Here is an 18,180-nt window from a genome sequence, read left to right on the forward strand (position 1 = left end):
GCGCAGGACGCCCCGCCCGCAGCCGAGGCACCGGAGGCGCCGAGCGCGCCGGGCGGAGCGGTTCAGCGGGTGAGCATCCAGGAGTACCGGGTGCGCGGCAACAGCGTGCTGGCGGCGCGGGAGATTGAGCAGGCGGTGATGCCGTACCTGGGCCCGGGGCGGACGCTGGCCGACGTGGAGGCCGCGCGCGATGCGCTGCAGGCGGCCTACCAGCAGCGCGGCTACCAGTCCGTGTACGTGGACCTGCCCGAGCAGCAGGTCAGCGGCGGGGTGGTGGTGCTGCAGGTGACCCAGACCCGGGTCGGGACGGTGAACGTGGTCGGGGCCCGGCACCACGACCCGGCACGGTTGCGCGCGGCGGTGCCGGCGCTGGCCACCGGGCAGGTGCCGGACTTCACCCGCGCCCAGGACCAGCTGGCCGCGCTCAACCGCACCGCGCGCCGGCAGGTGGTGCCGCTGGTCAAGCCCGGCGCCACGGAGGGGACCATGGACGTGGACCTGAAGGTGGAAGACACCGCGCCGTGGCGGGCCAGCCTGACGGTCAACAACGACCACAGCGTGGACACCACCCCGCTGCGCAGCATCCTGAGCGTGGGCCACGACAATTTGTGGCAGCGCGAGCACAGCGCCTCGCTGACCTGGTTCGCCGCCCCGGAGGACGTGGACGAGGCCAGCGTGTGGTCCGGGTCCTACCGGCTGCCGCTGGGCGGGCCGGACTGGCAGCTGGAAGTGGCCGGCTACCGCTCCGACAGCAACGTGGTCTCCAGCGGCACCACCCAGGTCACCGGCAAGGGCCACGCGGTGGGCCTCAAGCTCAGCCACACCCTGCCGCAGGCCGGGGCCTGGTGGCACCAGTGGACGCTGGGGGTGGACTTCAAGGACATGGACGAGGCGGTGGCCCTGACCGGGATGGCCAGCGACTTCGCGCCGCTGAAGTACGCGCCGGTGACCCTGGCCTACAGCGGGTTCCGCCAGGGCGAGCGGCACCAGTTCGCGCTGGGCCTGCAGGCGGTGTTCGGCGCGCGCAGCGTGCTGGGCTACGGCAGCGGGGCGGACGCGTTCGACTGGAAGCGCGCCTATGCCGATGCCAGCTTCTTCGTGCTCAAGGCCGATGTCAGCGACACCTACAGCCTCGCCAGCGGGGCGCAGTGGTACGCGCGGGTGTCGGCGCAGCTGACCGACCAGCCGCTGGTGTCCGGCGAGCAGTTCGCCGCCGGCGGCATGTACACCACCCGCGGCTACCGCTCGGCCGAGGCCATCGGCGACTACGGGGCGATGTTCACCCTGGAGTGGCGCAGCGCGCCGCTGACCCGCTGGGGCCTGCGCGAGTGGCGCTTCCACGGCTACCTGGACGGGGCCTGGCTGGGCCTGCGCCGGCCACTGCCCGAACAGGAGGCCGAGGCCTCGCTGGCGTCGCTGGGGGTCGGCACCAGCTTCCGGGTGGGCGAGCACTTCGACGTGCGCCTGGACTACGGCCACAGCCTGCTGGACGGGCCCACCACCACCCGCGGCGCGGACCGGCTGCACGTCAGCGTCGGCGCCAGCTACTGACCCTCATTTCTTTTTCTGGAGATTTTTCCATGCAACGCGTCCTTCTCCTGTTGTTGATGCTGCTGGGCCTGTCGCTGCAGGCCAGCGCCCGGGCCCAGGAACCCGGTCCGGCCTGGTGGCAGGCCGACTGGAAGTACCGCAAGCCGCTGACGGTGGACGCCGGCCCGCAGGGCGCGGGCCTGGCCACCGGCCCGGGCCGGCTGCCGGTGCTGGTGCGCCTGCACGCGGGCAACTTCGCCTTCGACGGGGTGGGCGAGGGCGGCCAGGACCTGCGCTTCATCGCCGCCGACGGGCACACCGTGCTCAACCACCAGGTCGAGCGCTACGACGCGGCCGCGGCCATGGCCCTGGTCTGGGTCGACGTGCCGGCGGTGACCCCGGGCGCGGCGCAGACCCTGTGGATGTACTACGGCAACCCGCAGGCCCCGGCCGCGGGCAACGGCCAGCTGGTGTTCGACCCGGACTACACCGCCGTCTACCACTTCGCCGGCACCACCGCCCAGGTCCAGGACACCACCGCCTACGGCAACCACGCCAGCGGCCCGTTGACCGCGCTGGAGGCGGCCCTCATCGGCCGCGGCGCGCAACTGGGCACCGCGCCCTTCCAGCTGCCGGCCTCGGCCTCGCTGGCAGTGCCGGCCGGCGGGACGATGAGCTTCTCGGCCTGGGTCAAGCCCGAGGCGGCCGGTCCGGGCCAGAGCGTGTACCTGCGCCGGGACGGGGAGCACCTGCTGTGGCTGGGCGTGGACAACGGGGTGCCGTTCGTGCAGGTGGACCAGGCGCGCAGCGCGCCGGTGGCCGCATTGCCGAGCGGGCAGTGGAGCCATCTGGCCTTCACCGCCGACGCCGGGGCGGTGGTGCTGTACGTGGGCGGGCGGGAAGTGGCGCGGGTGGAGACCCCACTGCCGGCGCTGGCCGGTCCGGCCTGGGTCGGCGGCGAAGGCACCCCGGCCCCGGCCGGGGCGGTGGCCGCCGCGCCGTTCACCGGCGCGCTGGACGAGGTGCGCCTGTCCAAGGTGGCCCGGCCGGCGGCCGCGCTGCTGGCCGAGGTGGCCTCGCAGGGCCCGGCCGCGCGGCTGGTGCGCCTGGGCGAGGACGAACAGAACGCCGGGGTGAGCCATTTCGGGTTCATTTTGAAGTCCATGCCGGTGGACGCCTGGGTGGTGGTCATCGTGTTGGGGCTGATGCTGCTGCTGTCCTGGGCCATCATGCTGGCCAAGGGGCGGTATTTCGGGCGGGTCAGCCGGGCCAACGCGGCCTTCGCCGTGCAGTACCAGCAGGTGGCCGGCCTGCCGGCGGCCAGCCTGCAGGAACGCGCCCGCCAGGGCACCCTGGACGCGGATATCCGCGAGCACGCCAGCCTGTGGCGGCTGTACGCCATCGCCATGGACGAACTCAAGGGCCGCCAGGCCCACGCCCACGGCCTGAGCGCGGCCGCGCTGGCGGCCATCCGCGCGGCCATGGACGCCGAGGTCATCCGCGAAGGCGAGCGCATGAGCCGGCGCATGAACTGGCTGTCCACCACCATTGAAGGCGCCCCCTACGTGGGCCTGTTCGGCACCGTCATCGGCATCATGCTGGTGTTCGCGGTGGCGGCCATGGCCGGGGCGGTGGACATCAACTCGGTGGCCCCGGGCATGGCCGCGGCGCTGCTGTGCACGGCCGCCGGCCTGGGCGTGGCCATCCCGGCCCTGTTTGGCTACAACTGGCTGGCCGCCCGCGCCGAGGCCATCGGCGCGGACATGGCCGTGTTCGTGGACGAGTTCAGCGCCCGCCTGGCCGAGGAGTTCGACGCCGCCGGTCCGGTGCCGTCGGTGCTGCACTCGGTGCGGGCCTGAGGACCGCGCCATGGCCGCCAAGCGATTGGGTGTCAAAAAACGCGAGAAGGGCATCAACGTCACCCCCTTCGTGGACGTGCTGCTGGTGGTGCTGGTCATTTTCATTTTGACCAGCAACGCCACCATCCCCGGCATTGAAGTCAACCTGCCCAAGGCCAGCAGCAGCCAGGCCCTGGAGAAGCCGCAGACCAAGGCCATCACGGTCGACAACGCCGGGCAGATTTTCCTGGACGCCTACCCGGTGAGCCTGGCCGAGCTGGAACAGCGCCTGCGCACCGAACAGGCCATCACCCCGGACTTCCCGGTCATCGTGCGCGGCGATGCCCAGGTGCAGTACGCCCGGGTGGTGGAAGTGCTGGACCTGCTGCGGCGCATCGAGCTGACCCAGGTCGGCCTGGTCACCGGCAAGGCGCAGGGGTGAGGCCATGACTGCGCCCGACCCCCGTCCCGGCCGCGGCCTGCGCGCGGGCTGGCCGGCCCTGCTCGGGGCGCTGCTGCTGGCCGCGCTGCTGGTGGGCCTGGTCGGCTACCTGCTGCTCAAGGACCCGGCCAGCACCCGCCGGCCGGTGGCCGCCGTGCCGGTGCTGACCCTGCCGCCGCCGCCCCCGCCGCCGCCCGAACCCGAGCCCGAACCCGAACCGGAAGTGGAACCGGAAGAGGTCATGCCCGAGCCCGAGCCGCTGGAGGACGTGCCCAAGCCGGCCGAGGAGGCGCCCACCCCGGACACCGCCGACCCGGTGACCATGAACGCCGACGCCCAGGCCGGCACCGACAATTTCGGCATCCAGTCCGGTCGCGGCGGCGGCATGAGCGGGGTCGGCGCCGGCGGCGCCGGCAACGCCTCCTACGGCCGCTACCTGGGCTACGTCCTGCAGCAGGCCATCGCCCGCGACGAACGCCTGCGCCCGCTGGCCTTCCAGCTGACCCTGCACGTCTGGCTCGGCCCCGGCGGGGAACTGAGCCGGGTCGAACTGGCCCGCGGCAGCGGCAACCCCGACGCCGACCAGGCCGTGCTGGAGGCCGTGCGCGCCCTGGGCCGGGTGGACGAACGCCCGCCGGCCTCGCTGACCTTCCCGGCCCGGGTGCTGGTGCAGGGCCGCCGGCCCGCCGGCTGACCCGCCCCCCATCCCGACCACTGCCCCCTTTTCCCGCCCCTTTTTCCTGCCTTGTGAGTTGCCCATGACCCGTCTTCCCCTTTCCCGCCTGCGCCACCTGGCCGCCGGCATCGGCCTGGCCCTGGTCCTGTCCACCGCCGCCCAGGCCCAGGAGGCCCCGGCTGCCGAGAGCACCCTGGTCAAGCTCATCCGCGGCCTCATCGACAGCGGCGCGCTCACCCCCCAGGTGGGCCAGGCCCTGCTGGAGGAAGCCCGCCGCGAGGCCGCCGCCCGCCCGGCCGCCAGCGCCGCCGGCCCGGCCCTGGAACCGGGCGAGGTGCGCGTGCCCTACATCCCCGAGTCCGTGCGCGAAGGCATCCGCGAGGAGGTCAAGGCCGAAGTGCTGGCCCAGGCCAAGGCCGAACGCTGGGCCGCCCCGGACGCGGTGCCGGAGTGGACCCAGCGCGTGCAGGTCACCGGCGATGTGCGCGTGCGCAACGAGTCGCGCCTGTTCTCCGAACGCAACAGCACCATCGAGACCGACTGGGCCCGCATCAACGCCGGCGATGGCTACGACATCAACCCCAACACCCACCTGGACCTGCCGCCGCTGCGCAACACCCGCCAGGACCGCAACAACTCCTGGCGCATCCGCGCCCGCCTGGGCGTGCTGGCCCAACTGGGCGAACACACCCGCGCCGGCGTGCGCCTGGCCACCGGCAACGACGACGGCCCGGTCTCCACCACCCAGACCCTGGGCGGCGGCCTGGCCAAGAAGGACGCCTGGCTGGACCAGGCCTGGCTGGCCTGGTCGCCGCTGCCGGGCCTGGAGTTCACCGGCGGACGCTTCGCCAACCCCTACTGGTCCACCGACATCCTGTTCTCCAACGACCTCAACTTCGACGGCCTGGCGGTCAAGTACGAACGGGCCGTGGGCCAGGGCCTGGACCTGTTCGCCACCCTGGGCCTGAGCCCGCTGGAATACTCGGCCGACAACTTCCCGGCCACCAGTCAGGACAAGCAGGCCAGCCGCGACAAGTGGCTCAACGGCCTGCAGGTGGGCGCCAACTGGCGTTTCGGGGAGGACCAGACCCTGCGCGCGGCGCTGGCCTACTACCAGTTCCGCAACATCTCCGGCGAGTACTCGGCCCCCTGCGCGCTGTACGCCGGCGCCCAGGTCTGCAGCACCGACGGCACCCGCCCGGCGTTCATGCAGAAGGGCAACACCCTCATGCTCCTGCGCAACATCGCCCTGGACCCGCTGGACCCGGCCAACACCCCGCTGCCGCAGTACGTGGGCCTGGCGGCCAATTTCAGGTTGGTGGACGTGAACCTGAGTTGGGAGACCCCGGCCCTGGCCGGCACCCGCCTGCGCCTGGAGGCCCACGGGGTCAAGAACACCGCCTATGACCCGCAGCGGATGTGGACCCGCGCCCACGGCGGGCTGGTCACCAACCTGGCCACCCCGGCCGGGGCCACCCCCACCGTGGCCGACCTGGACAGCGGCGACACCGCCTACCTGGTCCAGGCCACCTTCGGCGACCTGGCCCTGGCCCAGGCCGGCGACTGGAACGCCTGGCTGGGCTACAAGCGCATCGACCCGGACGCGCTGCCGGACGGGTTCAACGACTCCAATTTCCATCTCGGCGGCACCAACGCCAAGGGCTACTACCTGGGCGCCTCCTACGCCTTCGACCGCAAGGTCTGGTTGACCGGCCGCTGGATGGCCGCCAAGGAAGTCAGCGGCGCACCGCTGTCCATCGACGTCTTCCAGCTGGAGGTCAATGCCGGGTTCTGACCCCGCACGCCACGGCCGTTTCCGCGACGCGGAAGCGGTCGGCATCCGCCTTGATGGGGGAGGGCATGGATCGTCCCCCCGAACCAAGAAGTGAAAAAGTGAAAGAAGGCTTCATCTCGCTGAGAAAATTCACCGAAAAGTTCGCCGAGGTCGTACTGGTGGCGGACGGTCCCGTCCTGCTCACCCGCGGCAAGGTGCCGCTGGGGTTCTACCTGCCGATCAAGGTCTGGGGGGCGCAGCACGATTCGGACATCTGCCGGCATATGGTTGAAATGGTTTTGCGGCAATCTGGGCAGACACCGGAGGACATCGGCGAATGCATCGAGTCCTTCGTCGAGGGCAAGCAGATCCTGTACGCCATGCGCGGCCGGTTCGAGCCGCCCGGCTGAAGCAGGCATCCACCTCCAAACCCGATCACAGAAACGAATGGAAGATCCCATGACCACGCAGAACCCCGAATCCGCCACCGTCGCATCCAACGGCGCCGCCGCCGCCAATCCCTGGCCGCTGTTCTATCGCGAGCCGCGCGTACTGTCCTCGGTCGAACACGCCCAGTGGCGGGTGCGCCCGACCGGCGTCGGCTTCGCCGCCGCCAGCAATTCCGTACCGGTGGTGATCGGCGAATTCGCCGCCGCCGCGCGCAGCTATCCGCTGGTGTTCGCCGGCCCGGACAACACCCCGCTGGCGGTGCTGGGCGTGGAAGCCGGACGCAACCGCTTCGTCAACGGCGACACCTGGACCGACGGCGCGTACGTGCCGGCCTACGTGCGCCGCTATCCGTTCGTGTTCGTGCAGACCCGGGATCCGGAAGGCTACGTGCTGGCCATCGATGCCGGCTCCGACGCGGTGATCCCGTCGGGCGAGGAGGGCAATCCGCTGTTCGAGAACGGCGAGCCGAGCGAGCTGACCAGGCAGGCGCTGCAGTTCTGCGACACCTTCACCCGCGAGGACCAGGCCACCCGTACCTTCGCCGCCGCGCTGGCCGAGCAGGGGCTGCTGATCGAACGCAGCGCCAACATCGCCTTCGCGGATGGACGCCGCAGCAGCGTCGATGGCTTCCAGGTGGTCGACGGCGAAAAATTCGCCGCGCTGCCGGACGCGGTGATCGTCGATTGGCATCGCAAGGGCTGGCTGGCGCTGGTGCACTTCCACCTGGCGTCGCTGGGCCGCTTCAACGACCTGCTGGCCCCCTGATTGAAACCCCACTTCTGTCAACCGGACGACGACAACATTCCCATGTGCAAGAATTCCTCCAACACACTCCGTTTCCTCACTCTCGCCGTGACGCTCACTGCGGCCAATGGCGCCTACGCGCAGGCGGCTGGCGGCGCGACGGCCTCGCTCGAAGGCCCGGTCGTCGCCGGTGTCTGCTACCTCAGCCGCGAAGCGGTGTTCTCCAACGCGGTCGCCGGCAAGGACGCGGGCGTGCAGTTGCAGAAACTGGTGACCGACGCCCAGGCCGAGATCGAACGCGACAAGACCCGCGCTGAGGCGGAACTGATCCGCGTGGGCGTGCGCGGCAACATTTCCGCCGACAAGTTCACCCCCGAGCAGAGCAAGGCGGTGCAGGAAGCGCAGGCCGTGCAGCAGCGCGCCAGCCAGCGCTCGCGCGAGATCGAGGCGACCCGCGCATCGGTGCTGGAACGGATCTCCACCGCCGCCCAGCCGCTCATCGCCGAGGCCTACCAGCGCCACGGCTGCGGCGTGCTGCTGGATCGCGGCATGGTGCTGGCCGGCAACATGAGCCACGACCTGACCGCCGACGTGGTCAAGGCGCTGGATGCGCGGGTCAAGTCGATTCCGGTCACGCTGCAACGCGAGTCCGCCACGCCCGCCGCGACGCCCGCACCGGGCAAGCGCTGAGCCGCGACGCGCGGCCGCTCCGGCGCACGCCACGGCGCCGGGGCCACACTGCCATCAACTGCTATACTCGCGCCGCCTGAGGTGACCGCCGGCCTGGCCGGTGGTTGAAACGGGAATCCGGTGCGCCGGATCGTGTTCGCACGATCGGCAATTCCGGAGCTGCCCCCGCAACGGTAGGCGAGACAAGGTACCGCAACAGCCACTGTGCTTGATGCATGGGAAGGCGCGGACCGGAAGCACGGATCTTTCCCGGCTTCACTCGCGAGCCCGGAGACCGGCCTTTGAGCGGCGTGACATGCGGTGGGCGATGTCATGGAGGCCGGCTCGTTTCCGGTCGCCATAGCACTCTCTTTCCGCCTGTCCTTTTCCATCGCTTCCGCGCGGGCAGGCGCGGTCAAGGAGTGTGTCAGTGCATCCGCAGTCGTCGTTCCACCGCCAGATCCTGGCGGTTTCGTTGTTGCCTTCCCTTTGCTTCACCGCCCCGGCCTTCGCCGAAGCGCCGGCCACCGATCTGGATGGCGTGATCGTCACCGCGACGCGTACCGCGCGGACCCAGGACCAGACCCTGGCCGCGGTCACCGTGATCGATCGCGAGGAGATCGAGCGCCTGCAGCCGGCCTCGCTGCCGGATCTGCTGACTGGCCGCGCGGGCCTGTCGCTGGCCAACAACGGCGGTCCGGGCAAGTCCACGTCGCTGTTCCTGCGCGGCACCGAATCCGATCACGTGCTGGTGCTGGTCGACGGCATCAAGCTGGGGTCGGCCACCAGTGGCGGCGCATCGCTGCAGGACATTCCCGTCGAGCAGATCGAGCGCATCGAAATCGTGCGCGGACCATTCTCCAGCCTGTACGGATCCGAGGCGCTGGGCGGCGTGATCCAGATCTTCACCCGTCGGCCGCAGGGCTCGTTCCAGCCCAACTTCAGCGCGAGCGTCGGCAGCGAACGGACCCGACGCGCCTCCGCCGGCATCGGCGGGCGCAGCGGCGATGCCGAGCGGGGCGGCTGGTATGCGATCCAGGCCGCGCACCAGGACACCGACGGCATCAACGCCTATCGTGGCCGGCGCAACTTCGATCCGGATCGCGATGGCTATCGCAACGCCTCGCTGACCGCGCAGGGCGGCTATCGGTTCGACGAGCATTGGGACGCGGAACTGCGGTTGTTCCGTGCCGAAGGTCGCAACGAATACGACGGCAGCCTCAACAACGAGGCCGACACGGTCCAGCAGGTGATCGGGGGGCTCGTGCGTTATGCGGCCAGCGATCGGATGCGCATCACCGCCAGCGCCGGCGCCAGCGCGGACCTGAGCGAGAACTTCCTCGATGGCGTGTATTCCTCCCACTTCGACACCCGCCGCAAGCTGGGCTCGTTGCAGGCCGATCTCGGTGTCGGCGCGGGACTGTTGAGCCTGGGCTACGACTGGTCCGGCGACGAGGTGGACAGCAACACCCGCTACGCGCGTGATCGCCGGATCAATCGCGGTGTGTTTGGCCAATGGCAGCAGGCGTTCGGCCGGCAGTCGTTGCAGGCCAGCCTGCGCCGCGACGACGACAGCCAGTTCGGCGGCGAGACCACGGGCAGCCTGCAATGGGGTTGGGACTTCACCGAACAGCTGCGCCTGGGCGCCAGCTACGGAACCGGCTTCAAGGCTCCGACCTTCAACGAGCTCTACTTCCCGGGCTACGGCAACCCGGAACTCGGCCCGGAAACCTCGCGCAGCGTCGAGTTGAGCCTGCGCGGCGATCACGGTCGCGCGCGATGGGCGCTGCATGCCTACGAGACGCGCATCGACGACATGATCGCGTTCGACGCTTCGCTGGGCGACTCCGGCGGCCCCAACAACATCGATCGCGCGCGCATCCGCGGCATCGAGGCCGAAGGCGCGGTGCGACTGGCGGACTGGGATCTGCGCGCCAGCCTGACCCGGCTGGATCCGCGCAACGATGGCGACAATCCCAACCGCGACAACCTGCTGCCGCGACGGGCACGAAGCAGCGCCCGCATCGATGCGGATCGCCGCTTCGGCGCGTTCAGCGTGGGTGCCAGCGCGGTAGGCGTGGGTGAGCGTTACGACAACCTCGCCAACACCACCCGCCTGGGCGGGTACGGGCTGGTCGACCTGCGCCTGGGCTACACGCTGACGCCGGCGTGGCAGTTGCAACTGGCAGCCTCCAACGTGTTCGACAAGCGCTACGAAACCGCCGCGCTCTACAACCAGCCGGGACGGACCTGGTTGTTGACCATCCGTTACCAGCCCGCCACCCATTGACCGGAGCGCAAGATGAAACCACTGTCACGGCCTTTCCATTCGGGCCTGCTCGCCACCTTCGCGGTCCTGATGATCGCCACCCGCTACCATCACTTCGGTGATGTCCTGCATCTGCCGGACGCGTCGATGGCGATCTTCTTCCTGGGGGGCCTGTACCTGCGCGGACACCTGCCGTTCCTGGGCTTGCTGGGGCTGGCGGTGGGCATCGACTGGGCCGCGGTGGAACTGGCCGGCGTCAGTGATTTCTGCGTGACACCGGCCTACGCCTTCCTGTTGCCGGCCTACGCGGTGCTCTGGTACGGCGGGCGCGCCTACGCGCCGCGGATGGCGCAGGACTGGCGCGGGCTGTGCGGCGCGCTGCTGGTGGCGCTGGCCTGCGCCTCGCTGTCGTTCCTGATTTCCAACGGCGCGTTCTACTGGCTGGGCGGGCGCTACCCGAATCCGGAATGGTCGCAGTACCTGGCGCGGATCTGGCAGTGGGGACCGCTGTTCGTGCGGACCACGCTGACCTACGTGGCCAGCGCACTACTGGTGCACGGCCTGTTGCTGGCCACCCGTCGTCGTCCCGCCTCCCTCGGCACCTGATCAGGAGAACCGCGATGTCCGCAAAACCCTTGTCCGTCGTATCCGAACCCGCGTTGCCGCTGGCGTCCACACGTGCGCAGATCCTCACCGGCATCGCCCTGGCGCTGCTGATGATCGCCACCCGCGGCCAGCACTTCGCCAGCGTGGATGCGCTGCCCAGCGCGTCGTGGGCGGTGTTCTTCCTGGCTGGCGCGCTGCTGCGGCCGATGTGGACGCTGCCTGCGTTCTTCGTGCTGTCGTCGCTGCTGGATTTCAGCAGCCTCGCCAACGGCACCATCACCGACTGGTGCCTGTCGCCGGCTTACTGGGCGTTGGCGTTCGCCTACGCGGCGCTATGGCTGGGCGGCCATGCCTATCGCGGGCTGCACCGGGACAGCGTGGGCACGGTACCGCGCTTGGCATTGACGCTGGCGGTGACGGCGAGCGTGGCCTACCTGTTGTCCAAGGGCGGCTTCTACTTCTTCTCCGGGCGCTATCCGGAGCCGACCCTGGATGGCTTCCTCGCCCGTATTCCGCACTACTATCCGCGCGCCCTGGGCACGCTGGCCGGTTACGTGGGCGTCGCTTTCCTGGTTCGCGCGTGCCTTCGCGGGCTGGCCGCACGCGCCGCCTCCCGCCAGGGCAGCCCGGCATGAGCCGCGGTTCGGAACGCCGCGGCCTGAGCGAGGAGGAGCACTATCGCGAACGCGCCCAACGCAAGAAGGAACTGGTCGATCGCCGGGTCGCCCGCGCCACCATCGATCGCGGCGTGCTGGTGGTGAACACCGGCAACGGCAAGGGCAAGAGTTCCTCCGGTTTCGGCATGCTGGCGCGCAGCCTGGGACACGGCTTCCATTGCGGGGTCGTGCAATTCATCAAGGGCAGCTTTTCCACCGGCGAGGAGGCGTTCTTCCGTCGCTTCGGCGAGGACGTCGATTATCGGGTGATGGGTGAGGGCTTCACCTGGGAAACCCAGGATCGCGAGCGCGACATCGCCGCGGCCGGCGCGGCCTGGCAAGAGGCCGCGCGGATGCTGTCGGATCCGGCCTATGATTTCGTCCTGCTCGACGAACTCAACATCGCCCTGAACAAGGATTACGTGCCGTTGGACCAGGTGCTCGCGGCGCTGGTCGCGCGACCGCCGCGCCAGCACGTGGTCGTCACCGGACGCGGCGCGCCGCAGGCACTGATCGACGCGGCCGACACGGTCACCGAGATGCGCCTGATCAAGCATGCGTTCAAGGCGGGTATCAAGGCCCAGCACGGCATCGAACTGTAGACCATGGATTCCGAAACCTTCCGCTGTCCGGCATTGCTGGTCTCCGCGCCCGCTTCGGGGCAGGGCAAGACCAGCGTGACCGCCGCGCTGGCCCGCTGGCACCATCGCCAGGGCCGTCGCGTGCGGGTATTCAAGACCGGTCCGGACTTCCTGGATCCGATGGTGCTGGAACGTGCCAGCGGAGCGCCGGCCTACCAGTTGGATCTCTGGATGACCGGCGAGGCCGACGTGCGCGCACGCCTGCACGCGGCGGCGGGCGAAGCCGACCTGATCCTGATCGAGGGCGTCATGGGTCTGTTCGACGGATCGCCCTCCAGCGCGGATCTGGCGCAGGCGCTGGGCGTGCCGGTGCTGGCGGTCATCGACGGATCGGCGATGGCGCAGACCTTCGGCGCGCTGGCGACGGGGTTGGCGCGCTATCGCGAAGATCTGGCCGTGCATGGCGTGGCCGCCAATCGCATCGGCAGCGCCCATCACGCCGATCTGCTGCGCGGCAGCCTGCCGGCGGATCTGCACTGGCTGGGCGCGTTGCCGCGCGATGCGCAACTGGCGTTGCCGGAGCGCCACCTCGGCCTGGTATCGGCCGGTGAACTCGGGGACATCGACGCGCGGCTGGATGCCCTGGCCGATGCCTGGGGCGTTCATGCGACCACGGCCTTGCCGCCGCCGGTGACGTTCGCGCCGGTGGATATCGAACCCATGCCGCCATTGCTGCGCGGCCTGCGCATCGCGATCGCCCGCGATGCGGCGTTCTGCTTCCTGTATCCGGCCAACCTGGATCTGCTGCGCGCGGCGGGCGCGGACCTGCGTTTCTTCTCGCCGCTGGCGGGCGAGTCCCTGCCCGACTGCGACGCGGTCTGGCTGCCCGGCGGTTATCCGGAACTGCATCTGGCGACGCTGTCGCAACAGCATGCACTGCACGCCGCGCTGCGCGCGCACCGCGATGCCGGCAAGCCGCTGCTGGCCGAATGCGGCGGCATGCTGTTCGTCCTGGAGGCACTGACCGGCAAGAACGGCGAGCGTGCCGCCATGGCCGGACTCATGGCGGGCGAAGCGGCCATGCAGCCGCGCCTGGCCGCGCTGGGCCTGCAATCGCTCGAACTGCCCGAAGGCGTGCTGCGCGGACACACGTTCCACTATGCCCGCGCGGAGTTGGCCTCCGTTCCGCTCGCCGTTGCCAGCAACCCGAATGGTGGTCCCAGCCGGGAAACCGTCCATCGGGATCGCCGCCTCACCGCCAGTTTCGTCCACTTCTATTTCCCGTCGAATCCGCAGGCCGCGCTGCGGTTGTTCCTGCCATGACGCCGGTGCTGGCGATGCTGGCCGGCGTCGGCCTGGACACTTTGCTGGGTGAACCCCGTCGTTGGCATCCGCTGGTGGGATTCGGGCGCTGGGCGGACTGGCTCGAACATCGCCTGCATCGTGATGCGCGCGGCGCGGGTGTGCTCGCGTGGAGCGTGGCGGTGCTTCCGCCGGTGGCCGTGGTCGCAGGCGTGGACGTCTGGCTGCGACAGGAACTCCCATGGCTCGCGGCCGCGTTCGCGGCGGTCATGCTGTACCTGGCCATCGGCCGGCGCAGTCTGGGCGAACACGCGCGTGCGGTGGAGGATGCATTGGCGGCCGCCGAGCTGGACGCCGCGCGCCAGGCGGTCGGACGCATGGTCAGCCGCGACACCGGCGGACTCGATGCCTCGCAGGTGGCCGCGGCGGCCACCGAATCGGTGCTGGAGAACGGCAGCGACGCGGTGTTCGGTGCGTTGTTCTGGTTTGCCGTGCTCGGCGCGCCCGGCGTGGTGCTGTATCGGCTGGCGAACACGCTCGACGCGATGTGGGGTTATCGAACCCCGCGCCATCTGCGTTTCGGCTGGGTCGCCGCGCGGCTGGACGACCTGCTGAATCTGCTGCCCGCGCGGCTCACCGCGCTGACCTACGCGTTGCTGGGCCGGACCGCCGGCGCGCTGCGTTGCTGGCGTGCGCAGGCGAGGCAATGGAAGAGTCCCAACGCCGGGCCGGTGATGGCGGCGGGCGCGGGCGCGCTGGGAGTCCGGTTGGGCGGACCGGCGCCATATCACGGTGTCTGGCAGCAACGTCCGCCGCTGGGCGAGGGCAGGGCGGCGGACGGGGCCGGCATCGCGGCGGCGCGACGATTGGTGAACCGCGGCGTGGTGCTGTGGTTGGCGATCGCGCTGATCATCGGACTCGGACGGGAGATGCTGCATGCTTGAACATGGCGGACGCCTGCTGCGCGCCGCGCGGCAATACGGAATCCCGGCGTCGGACTGGCTGGACCTGTCCACCGGTGTCAGCCCGTTTCCGTGGCCGGTGCCGGAACTGCCGGCATCGGTCTGGCACCGACTGCCGGAGGATGACGATGGCCTGATCGAAACCGCGCGTGCGTACTACGGTGCGCCGGATCTGCTGCCGGTCGCCGGTTCGCAGGCGGCGATCCAGGCCTTGCCGCAGTTGCGGGTGCCCTCGCGGGTGGGCGTCATCGCACCCGGTTACGCCGAACACGCGCATGCATGGCGGCGCGCCTGGCACGAGGTGGCGAGCCTGCCTGCCGGGGAACTGCTTGCGCAGGCGCGTCGCTTCGACGTGGTGGTGTTGATTCATCCCAACAATCCTGGCGGCGAGCGCTTCACCTCCGGGCAGCTGCTCGATCTGCACGCGAGCGTGGCTGCGCGTGGCGGCTGGCTGGTGGTCGACGAAGCCTTCATCGATGTCGAGCCGGACGCCAGCCTGTGCGCCGAAACCGCGCGGGAAGGCCTGATCGTGCTGCGCTCGGTCGGCAAGTTCTTCGGGATGGCCGGCGCGCGGGCGGGATTCGTCTGCGCATCGCCCCTGCTGCTGGACGCATTGCGCGAACGGCTGGGACCCTGGACGTTGAGCGGTCCCAGCCGCCATGCGCTGCGGCTGGCGCTGGCCGACAAGGCCTGGCAGGCGTCGGCGCGTCCGCGCTTGCGGGCCGCCGGCGAGCGGCTTTCCGGAATCCTGCGTGCGGCCGGGCTTGAACCGGCCGGCGGATGCGCGCTGTTCCAGTGGTGCCGTCACGCCGATGCGCGCGCACTGCACGAGGCGCTGGCGCGGCGCGGCATCCTGACCCGGTTGTTCGACACGCCGGCCAGCCTGCGCTTCGGCCTGCCGGCGGATGAGGCGGGGTTCCTGCGCCTGCGCGACGCACTCGCCGGCATCCACGCGGAAGCCATCGCATGAACGCGCGCGTGCTGATGGTGCAGGGCTGCACGTCCGATGCCGGCAAGAGCACGCTGGTCACCGCGCTGTGCCGCTGGCTGCAACGCCAGGGCGTGCGGGTGGCGCCGTTCAAGCCGCAGAACATGGCACTCAACTCGGCGGTCACGGTGGACGGCGGCGAAATCGGGCGCGCGCAGGCGGTACAGGCGCAGGCGTGCGGGCTGGCGCCGCATACGGATTTCAACCCCGTGCTGCTCAAGCCCGACAGCGACACCGGTGCGCAGGTCATCGTGCATGGACGCTCGGTCGCGCGCCTGGGGGCCAGCGCGTATCACGAGTACAAGCGGGTGGCGCTGGAAGCGGTGCTCGCCTCGCACGCGCGGCTGTGCGCCGGCTACGACGCGGTGGTGGTGGAGGGCGCCGGTAGCCCGGCGGAAATCAACCTGCGCGCCAACGACATCGCCAACATGGGCTATGCGGAGGCCGTCGATTGCCCGGTGATCCTGGTGGCCGACATCGATCGCGGCGGCGTGTTCGCGCATCTGGTCGGCACCCTTGCGTTGCTGTCGGAAAGCGAGCGGCGGCGGGTCAAGGGTTTCGTCATCAACCGTTTCCGCGGCGACATTTCCCTGCTCGAACCGGGATTGGCCTGGCTGGAGCGCGAAACCGGCAAGCCGGTGCTCGGCGTGCTGCCTAACCTGCAGGGCCTGCATCTGGAAGCCGAGGACGCGCTGCCCGTCGCCGTCGCCGACAAGCCCGAAGCCCGCTTGCGGGTGGCGGTACCGGCATTGCCGCGCATCAGCAACCACACCGATCTGGACGCGCTGCGTGCGCATCCGCAGGTGGATTGCCGGTTCGTCGGCCCGGGGCAATCGCCGCCGCACTGCGACCTGATCGTCCTGCCGGGCAGCAAGTCCACCCGCGCCGATCTTGCCTGGCTGCGCGAACAGGGATGGGAGGTGGCACTGGCCCGGCACCTGCGCTACGGCGGCAAGGTGATCGGCATCTGCGGCGGCTTCCAGATGCTGGGCCGGCGCATCCACGATCCCGAGGGCATCGAGGGCGCGCCGGGATCCAGCGCGGGGCTGGGCTGGCTGGATATCGAGACGACCCTGGAAGCCGGCAAGCAACTGCGGAACGTGCGCGGCATGCTCGCCCTGGCGGACGACGCGGCGCCTGTCAGTGGATACGAGATCCATTGCGGCGTCAGTCGCGGTGTCGCGCTGGCGTCCGCGCCGATCACGCTGGAGCAGGGACGCGCCGATGGCGCGCGTTCGGACGACGACCAGATCCTCGGCACTTACCTGCATGGCCTGTTCGATTCGCCACCGGCGCTGGCCGCGCTGTTGCGATGGGCGGGCCTGGAGCGGGCCGCCCCCGTGGACATGCAGGCACTGCGCGAGAGCGCCATCGATCGTCTGGCCGACGCGGTGGAAGCGCACCTGGACACCGCCGCGTTGCACCGGCTGCTGGGACGGGAGAACGCATGAACCCTCCACGACACACGCTGATTCTGGGGGGCGTGCGATCCGGCAAGAGCGCGCTGGCCGAACGCTGGGCGCGGACCTGCGGGCATGCGGTCACCTACATCGCCACCGCGCGTATCGGCGATGATGAAATGGCCGCGCGCATCGCCCACCATCGCGTCCGGCGTCCGGCCGACTGGGCCTGCGTGGAAACGCCCATCGAACTCGCCGCGACCCTGGCCCGGCATGCGGCAGCGGATCGCTGCCTGCTGGTGGACTGCCTCACCCTGTGGTTGAGCAACCTGCTGATCGACGCGGAAGGCGAGGCGTTCGAACGCGAGCGGGAAGCGCTGCTGGACACGTTGCCGGGCTTGCCGGGCGAGATCCTGATGGTCAGCAATGAAGTCGGATCTGGCGTGGTGCCGATGGGCGAACTGAGCCGCCGGTTCGTGGACGAGGCCGGGCGACTGCACCAGGCGCTGGCGGAGCGTTGCGGACGGGTGGTGTTCGTCGCCGCAGGTCTGCCGCTGGCGCTCAAGGGAAGCCTGCCGTGAGCCCTGGCGCGGTCGCGCCCGGTGTCGAGTTGATGCGGCATGGCGACACCGGTCGCATCAGTTATCGCGGACAGCTCGATGACGCGCTTTCGCCGATGGGCTGGGCGCAATTGCGCACGGCGGTCGCCGGTCGGCACTGGGATGCGATCGTGGCTTCCACGCTGCGGCGCTGCGCGGCGTTCGCGACCGAACTGGCGGTCCGGCGCGGGTTGCCGCTGCGGCTGGATGCGCGACTGGCCGAGTACCACTTCGGCGAATGGCAGGGCGTGCCGATCGAAACACTGCAAACGACCTCTCCCGACGCGCTGCACGCGTACTGGTCGGATCCGGTGCGTTTCCCCCCGCCGGGCGCGGAACCCTTCGCAGCGTTCCGGGAACGCCTGTCCGCCGCGCTGGACGAAATTGCCGCCGAATCACACGGACGGCGCGTCCTTGTCCTGACCCACGGTGCGGCGATTCGCCTGTTGCGGTGTCTGGTGGAGGGCCGCGATTTCGGCGAGATGGCGGGCATCCCCGTGGATCACGCCTCGCTGCATCCGTTGGCCTGGCCGCCAGCCGGGCGATGAAACGCCATCGTCCGGCTGGCGGCGATGGCAGGCAGGGCGGGGAGCGGGCCCAGGCTTGCTGCAAGGCAGCATGCGCCGGGCAAAACCCTGTGGTACTAATCTCGCGCCTACCCGCTTGAATCGATCCAAATAAGGAAGCGGTCACT

At 70.3% G+C, this 18,180-nt stretch carries 18 protein-coding genes and 1 riboswitch; all 18 genes read left to right on the plus strand.

Annotation, left to right across the window (positions count from 1 at the left end; translation table 11 throughout):
* The coding region (locus tag ACTJI2_RS04290) for a ShlB/FhaC/HecB family hemolysin secretion/activation protein (protein ID WP_440841224.1) at positions 1 to 1,551 on the plus strand (1,551 nt) is incomplete at its 5' end.
* Between the two features lie 29 nt (positions 1,552 to 1,580).
* Positions 1,581 to 3,389, plus strand: coding sequence for a DUF2341 domain-containing protein (locus ACTJI2_RS04295; RefSeq protein ID WP_440841225.1), 1,809 nt, complete (start codon positions 1,581 to 1,583; stop codon positions 3,387 to 3,389).
* A 10-nt stretch (positions 3,390 to 3,399) separates the two neighbouring features.
* On the plus strand, positions 3,400 to 3,810 hold the full coding sequence (locus ACTJI2_RS04300; protein ID WP_183645121.1) for an ExbD/TolR family protein: 411 nt from the start codon (positions 3,400 to 3,402) through the stop codon (positions 3,808 to 3,810).
* Positions 3,811 to 3,814: 4 nt separating this feature from the next.
* Positions 3,815 to 4,504 (plus strand): TonB C-terminal domain-containing protein, encoded by a 690-nt coding sequence (locus ACTJI2_RS04305; protein ID WP_203323832.1) that lies wholly within the window; start codon positions 3,815 to 3,817, stop codon positions 4,502 to 4,504.
* 64 nt (positions 4,505 to 4,568) lie between these two features.
* On the plus strand, positions 4,569 to 6,281 hold the full coding sequence (locus ACTJI2_RS04310) for a putative porin (protein ID WP_440841226.1): 1,713 nt from the start codon (positions 4,569 to 4,571) through the stop codon (positions 6,279 to 6,281).
* A 65-nt stretch (positions 6,282 to 6,346) separates the two neighbouring features.
* Positions 6,347 to 6,670: a hypothetical protein gene (locus tag ACTJI2_RS04315; protein WP_440841227.1), complete on the plus strand. Its 324-nt coding sequence runs from the start codon at positions 6,347 to 6,349 to the stop codon at positions 6,668 to 6,670.
* A 49-nt stretch (positions 6,671 to 6,719) separates the two neighbouring features.
* Positions 6,720 to 7,475, plus strand: coding sequence for a SapC family protein (locus tag ACTJI2_RS04320; RefSeq protein ID WP_440841228.1), 756 nt, complete (start codon positions 6,720 to 6,722; stop codon positions 7,473 to 7,475).
* A gap of 42 nt (positions 7,476 to 7,517) precedes the next feature.
* Positions 7,518 to 8,144 (plus strand): OmpH family outer membrane protein, encoded by a 627-nt coding sequence (locus tag ACTJI2_RS04325; RefSeq protein ID WP_440841229.1) that lies wholly within the window; start codon positions 7,518 to 7,520, stop codon positions 8,142 to 8,144.
* 62 nt (positions 8,145 to 8,206) lie between these two features.
* A riboswitch (cobalamin riboswitch) is annotated at positions 8,207 to 8,442 on the plus strand.
* Positions 8,443 to 8,553: 111 nt separating this feature from the next.
* A complete protein-coding gene (gene btuB, locus ACTJI2_RS04330; RefSeq protein ID WP_440841230.1) occupies positions 8,554 to 10,413 on the plus strand; it encodes a TonB-dependent vitamin B12 receptor in 1,860 nt (619 codons plus the stop codon).
* Positions 10,414 to 10,425: 12 nt separating this feature from the next.
* Positions 10,426 to 10,998, plus strand: coding sequence for a hypothetical protein (locus tag ACTJI2_RS04335; protein WP_440841231.1), 573 nt, complete (start codon positions 10,426 to 10,428; stop codon positions 10,996 to 10,998).
* A gap of 110 nt (positions 10,999 to 11,108) precedes the next feature.
* Positions 11,109 to 11,633 (plus strand): hypothetical protein, encoded by a 525-nt coding sequence (locus ACTJI2_RS04340; protein ID WP_318289348.1) that lies wholly within the window; start codon positions 11,109 to 11,111, stop codon positions 11,631 to 11,633.
* A complete protein-coding gene (cobO, locus tag ACTJI2_RS04345) occupies positions 11,630 to 12,256 on the plus strand; it encodes a cob(I)yrinic acid a,c-diamide adenosyltransferase (RefSeq protein WP_318289036.1) in 627 nt (208 codons plus the stop codon). The genes ACTJI2_RS04340 and cobO overlap by 4 nt, the downstream gene beginning before the upstream one ends.
* Before the next feature lie 3 nt (positions 12,257 to 12,259).
* Positions 12,260 to 13,558, plus strand: coding sequence for a cobyrinate a,c-diamide synthase (locus ACTJI2_RS04350; RefSeq protein ID WP_318289037.1), 1,299 nt, complete (start codon positions 12,260 to 12,262; stop codon positions 13,556 to 13,558).
* Entirely contained in the window at positions 13,555 to 14,481 is a 927-nt protein-coding gene (gene cbiB, locus ACTJI2_RS04355; protein ID WP_318289038.1) for an adenosylcobinamide-phosphate synthase CbiB, read from the plus strand. The genes ACTJI2_RS04350 and cbiB overlap by 4 nt, the downstream gene beginning before the upstream one ends.
* On the plus strand, positions 14,474 to 15,469 hold the full coding sequence (gene cobD, locus ACTJI2_RS04360; RefSeq protein WP_318289039.1) for a threonine-phosphate decarboxylase CobD: 996 nt from the start codon (positions 14,474 to 14,476) through the stop codon (positions 15,467 to 15,469). The genes cbiB and cobD overlap by 8 nt, the downstream gene beginning before the upstream one ends.
* On the plus strand, positions 15,466 to 16,938 hold the full coding sequence (locus tag ACTJI2_RS04365; RefSeq protein ID WP_318289040.1) for a cobyric acid synthase: 1,473 nt from the start codon (positions 15,466 to 15,468) through the stop codon (positions 16,936 to 16,938). Before cobD ends, ACTJI2_RS04365 begins: the two co-directional genes overlap by 4 nt.
* On the plus strand, positions 16,935 to 17,468 hold the full coding sequence (gene cobU / locus ACTJI2_RS04370; protein WP_318289041.1) for a bifunctional adenosylcobinamide kinase/adenosylcobinamide-phosphate guanylyltransferase: 534 nt from the start codon (positions 16,935 to 16,937) through the stop codon (positions 17,466 to 17,468). Before ACTJI2_RS04365 ends, cobU begins: the two co-directional genes overlap by 4 nt.
* A gap of 32 nt (positions 17,469 to 17,500) precedes the next feature.
* Positions 17,501 to 18,034, plus strand: a complete 534-nt coding sequence (locus tag ACTJI2_RS04375; RefSeq protein ID WP_318289349.1) for a histidine phosphatase family protein — start codon at positions 17,501 to 17,503, stop codon at positions 18,032 to 18,034.
* Positions 18,035 to 18,180: the final 146 nt, after the last annotated feature.

The sequence above is a fragment of the Pseudoxanthomonas sp. 22568 genome, assembly GCF_052044485.1.
Classification (GTDB): domain Bacteria; phylum Pseudomonadota; class Gammaproteobacteria; order Xanthomonadales; family Xanthomonadaceae; genus Pseudoxanthomonas_A; species Pseudoxanthomonas_A beigongshangi.